The organism is Kitasatospora sp. MY 5-36 (assembly GCF_001182915.1).
Lineage (GTDB): Bacteria > Actinomycetota > Actinomycetes > Streptomycetales > Streptomycetaceae > Kitasatospora.
The window spans coordinates 1-4,660 of sequence record NZ_LFVW01000773.1 but is presented as its reverse complement, the minus strand read 5'-3'; the positions used below and the strand labels follow the sequence as shown (position 1 = coordinate 4,660).

Genomic DNA, 4,660 nt, shown 5'->3' with positions numbered 1-4,660 from the left:
CCACTCCCCCGGGCGGCGCGGGCCAGGCGCCCTCCGCCTCCCCCTCGCCCTCCGACGCCGCGCCCGACGCCGCCGGTTCCAGCCTCACCAGCTCCGACCCGGGCGGGGCCGGTGAGGCCGGCCCGGGCGTCTCCGCGAGCGCCTCGCCCACCACCGACCCGGCGCCGCTGAGGATCGCGACCCGCCCCTACGTCTACGAGAACCCGTGCTACCAGCACTTCCTCGTCGACAGCCCGCCCCAGCAGGTCGGCCCGCCCGCCAACGAGCCGGAGGCGCCGCGCTGGGCCGCCGCGTACGGCGCGGTCGCCTCCGGGGAGCAGCGGGTCGCGCTGACCGTCCAGGGCACCGGGAAGGACACCGTCGTCCTGGAGGCGCTGCACGTACGGGTCGTCACCAAGGGCGCGCCGCTCCCCTGGAACGACTACGCGATGGGGGTGGGCTGCGGCGGCGGGGTGGAGAGCGCCTCCTTCGACATCGACCTGGACAGCGGCAGTCCGACGGTCACCGCCCGGGGCGGGCAGCGCTCCTTCCCGCGCAAGGTCAGCGAGTCCGATCCCGAGGTCTTCTACGTCACCGCGCACACCCGGGCGCACGACGTGCGCTGGGAGCTGACCCTGGACTGGTCCAGCGGCGGGCGCAGGGGCACGGTGCGCGTCGCCGCGGGCAACACGCCGTTCCGTACCAGCGGGGCCACCGGGCGGCCGGGCTACGACTACCCGCTGGGCGGCAGCGAGTGGGAGCGCCGGCCGCGCTGAGCCCTTGGCAGCCGGGCCGGGCGGGCCTTCCGCGCCGGGCGAACCGGACGAACCGCCCGCGCCGGGCGGGCCGGGACCAAGCGGAGGAACCGACTCCGAGGGCTGTTACCACACGTCCGCGCAGCTCACGCGCGGGCCGGGTGATCGCCAGGGCACCCGGCGGCCACCACAATGGTGCGGACAGTTCCTCGGAAGTACAGAGAAAGCGAAACACCCATGGATCTCGGCGTGCGCTGGAAGCTGCACGGCGACGGGCGTACGCCCGCGCCGGGGGCGGTGGTCCGTCCCGACGAACGGCTCTCCTGGCCCCGCACGGTAGGCCTCGGCGCCCAGCACGTGGTGGCGATGTTCGGGGCGAGCTTCGTGGCGCCCGTGCTGATGGGGCTCGACCCGAACCTCGCGATCATGATGTCCGGCGTGGCGACCGTGATCTTCCTGCTGGCCACCAAGGGCCGGGTGCCCAGCTACCTGGGCTGCTCGCTGTCCTTCGTGGGCGTGGCGGCGGTGATCCGGGCGCAGGGCGGCACCAGCGCGACGGTGACCGGCGCGGTGTTCGTGGTGGGCGTGGTGCTCTTCCTGGTCGGGGTGGCGGTCCAGCGGTTCGGGGCGCGGATCATCCACGCCACGATGCCGCCGATCGTCACCGGCGCGGTGGTCATGCTGATCGGCTTCAACCTCGCCCCGGTGACCGCCTCGACGTACTGGCCGCAGGACCAGTGGACGGCGCTGCTGGTGATGCTGTTCACCGGTCTGGCCGTGGTGTGCCTGCGCGGCTTCTGGTCGCGGGTGGCGATCTTCCTGGGGCTGCTGTTCGGGTACGGGATCTCCTGGCTGTTCGACCGGGTCTTCGGGAAGATCCACTCGGTGGACGGCGGCGGCCACATGACCGACCACTGGCGCCTGGACCTGTCGGGCGTCGGCAAGGCGGACTGGATCGGCCTGCCGACCTTCCACGGCCCGTCCTTCCAGTGGTCGGCGATCCTGGTGGCGCTGCCCGTGGTGATCGCGCTGGTCGCCGAGAACGCCGGGCACGTCAAGGCGGTCGGCGAGATGACCGGCTCCAACCTGGACGACAAGCTGGGCACCGCGATCTCGGCGGACGGCATCGGCTCCATGCTCTCCACCGCGGTCGGCGGCCCGCCGAACACCACGTACTCGGAGAACATCGGCGTCATGGCCGCCACCCGGGTCTACTCGACGGCCGCCTACTGGTGCGCCGCCGGCTTCGCCCTGCTGTTCGGCCTGTGCCCGAAGTTCGGCGCGATCGTCGCCGCGATCCCCGGCGGGGTGCTCGGCGGCATCACCGTGATCCTGTACGGCATGATCGGCCTGCTCGGCGCGCAGATCTGGACCAGGGCCCGGGTCGACCTGCGCAACCCGCTGAACCTGGTGCCGGCCGCGGCGGGCATCATCATCGGCATCGGCAACGTGTCGCTGAAGTTCACCGACACCTTCAGCATCAGCGGCATCGCGCTCGGCAGCCTGGTCGTCATCACCGGCTACCACGCGCTGCGGGCCATGGCCCCGGCGCACCTCAAGACGCAGGAGCCGCTGCTGGACGAGGGCACCTCCTCGTACGACGAGGGCGCGGAGGGCACCGGGGGCACCGGGGCACCGCGCACCCCGTAACGGACGGGAGCAGGGCCGGGTTCACCCCGGAGGACGGCCGGCGGAAGTGACCGAAAAGCACTTCCGTCGGCCGTTTCGTCTGGCCGGGCGGGCCGGTTGCTGGTCGAATCACTGCTCGCTCGTATCGGCCACTCATCCCCCCGGGAGAGGCATGTCCGTTCTGACCCACCGCCGCAAGGCCGCCACCGCGGCCGCCGCCCTCGCCACGCTGGCGCTCACCTGCGGCCAGGCCTCCGCCAGCAGCCCCGCCGCCGACGCGGGCAAGGTCCTGTGGACGCCGAGCACCAGCACGGGCCCGTCCTCGTTCAAGGCCGTCCAGTGCGCTTCCGGCAACTTCAAGGTGGTGAAGGACTCCGTGAAGGGCAGCGTGTGGCGGGCCTTCCAGGCCGCCGGCGAGGAGCGCTGCGAGACGCTCAGCCCGGACCTGAAGGAGGGCGACACCTTCTACCTGGGCTGGTCGTCCAAGGTGGACATCAAGGACACCAACAGCCGGTACGTCTTCCAGCTGAAGTGCTCGCCGAGCACCGACACGGCCAACCACCCGATCGAGATCGACATCGTCAACGGGCGCGTCCGCCTCCAGGAGTGGGACACCGCCCACGTGGCGCACTCCCTGTGGACCGCGCAGACCGCCAACAACACCTGGCACTCGTACGCGCTGAAGATCCGCCTGGGCCGCACGGACGGCACCATCGACTTCTGGTTCGACGGCGTGAAGCAGACGTTCACCACGGGCTCGGGCACGTTCAAGGGCACCACCTGGGACGGCGACCGGAACTACCTCAAGTGGGGCTCGTACCACCCCTCCACGGGCGACGCGACGAACACCTTCACCAGCCCGGTGATGGCCACCACCCTGGAGGCGGCCACCGCCGGCTCGTGAACAGCCGTGGGCCCGGACCGCGCCGGACGCGGTCCGGGCCCACTGTCCGGCGGAGTCGTGGTCGCCCGCCCCGCAGGCGGGTTCGCGCACGTACCGGCGCGTTGCCCGCCCGGGCAACCTTTGCTGCCCGCCCGTACCTGGCACTGGTTCGCCCCCGCCCAGTATCAAGGAGGAGTCGACCGCCCCGCGCCCGTGGAGAGCCTTCCTTGCACGATCACGAGACCACCGGACCCACCGAGGCAGGCGGCCGTACCCCCGCCCGCAAGCCCAGCCCCGCCCCGCCCACGCGGCTGCTCGGCCTCCAGGCCACGGTCGGCAACGCCGCGGTCGTCCAGATGCTCCGCCAGGCCGGCCGATCCCAGACCGGCCACTCCCAGGCCCGGCCCGAACAGCACCGACACACCGTCGGCCACGTCCCGGCCCGTCCTCCGGCCGCCGTCCAGCGCGCCGAAGGCGGATCGGACACCGACGCCGAATCCGAGTTCCGGCTGGGCGTCGCGGCCACGTTGGAACGGGTCATCAACGACGACGTCAAGGACCGGCTGGGTGTCAGCGGGCTGCACCTGAGCATCGGCGGCGGAGGCGGGGTGGCGGCACTGAAGGCCGCACGGCCCGTCCAGGACCTCGATCTGCGGCTCCACATCTCCGACCCCGAGGGCCAGGACCCGGAGCTGCGCCGGGAGGTCATCACGTACCTCGAAGCCCTGCTGCAGGACGAAGCGGGCACGGACCCCAACGGCACGACGGTGAAGGGCACGTTCGGCGGGGCCGAGGTCAGCATCACGCTGGGCAAAGTGCCCACGGAGACGCGGAACATGCAGGTGCACGAGAGCTCCGCCCGGGTCCCCCTGACGGTCGTGGCGCCGCTGCGCCTGTTCACGGACAAGGTGACCGCCTTCGCCATGCGCAAGGAGAAGGAGGGAGAGGTCCTGGCGGAGAAGCGGCAGAGGGACGCCCGTGACCTGCTGACCCTCTACTCGCAGATCACCTCCGAGGGGGAACTGGCGGACGTACTGGCCGAGAACGCGGACAACGACGAGCTCATCCACCACGGCCTGAAGAAAGCGGCCCAGTTCACGCAGGAACTGGGCCGCTACCGGAAGGACCACACGGGCGACTTCGAGCCCGCGGAGTGGGAGCGCCTCCGGGAGATCGGACGGACCCTGGAGAGGGTTGCCAAGAACCTGCGCAAGCCCAAGGCCGAGCCCCCGGCGCAACCGGCACAGCCGGCGAGCCCCTCCGGCACCACCCCGGCGGCCGTCGACGCCCCCGCCGGCACGGATTCCGGCGCGATGACCAAGGCCGACCGCAAGGCCGCCAAGCAGGCCAGGCGGCAGCAGAAGCTGATCGAGCGGCCACCGACGGACTGAGGGACCCCGCCCCGGACCGCGGG

Annotated in this window: 3 protein-coding genes and 1 pseudogene; all 4 read left to right on the top strand. The window is 72.2% G+C overall.

What is annotated here, in order from left to right:
• Nucleotides 1-755: pseudogene (locus AE652_RS35685) on the top strand (transcriptional regulator); the annotation flags it as partial.
• A gap of 216 nt (nt 756-971) precedes the next feature.
• Entirely contained in the window at nt 972-2,384 is a 1,413-nt protein-coding gene (locus AE652_RS35680) for a uracil-xanthine permease family protein (RefSeq protein ID WP_049659156.1), read from the top strand.
• Nucleotides 2,385-2,535: 151 nt separating this feature from the next.
• A complete protein-coding gene (locus AE652_RS35675) occupies nt 2,536-3,267 on the top strand; it encodes a heparin lyase I family protein (protein WP_082346192.1) in 732 nt (243 codons plus the stop codon).
• A gap of 206 nt (nt 3,268-3,473) precedes the next feature.
• Complete coding sequence (locus AE652_RS48705) at nt 3,474-4,637, top strand: nucleotidyl transferase AbiEii/AbiGii toxin family protein (RefSeq protein ID WP_049659155.1); 1,164 nt, start codon at nt 3,474-3,476, stop codon at nt 4,635-4,637.
• The last annotated feature ends 23 nt before the right edge of the window (nt 4,638-4,660 follow it).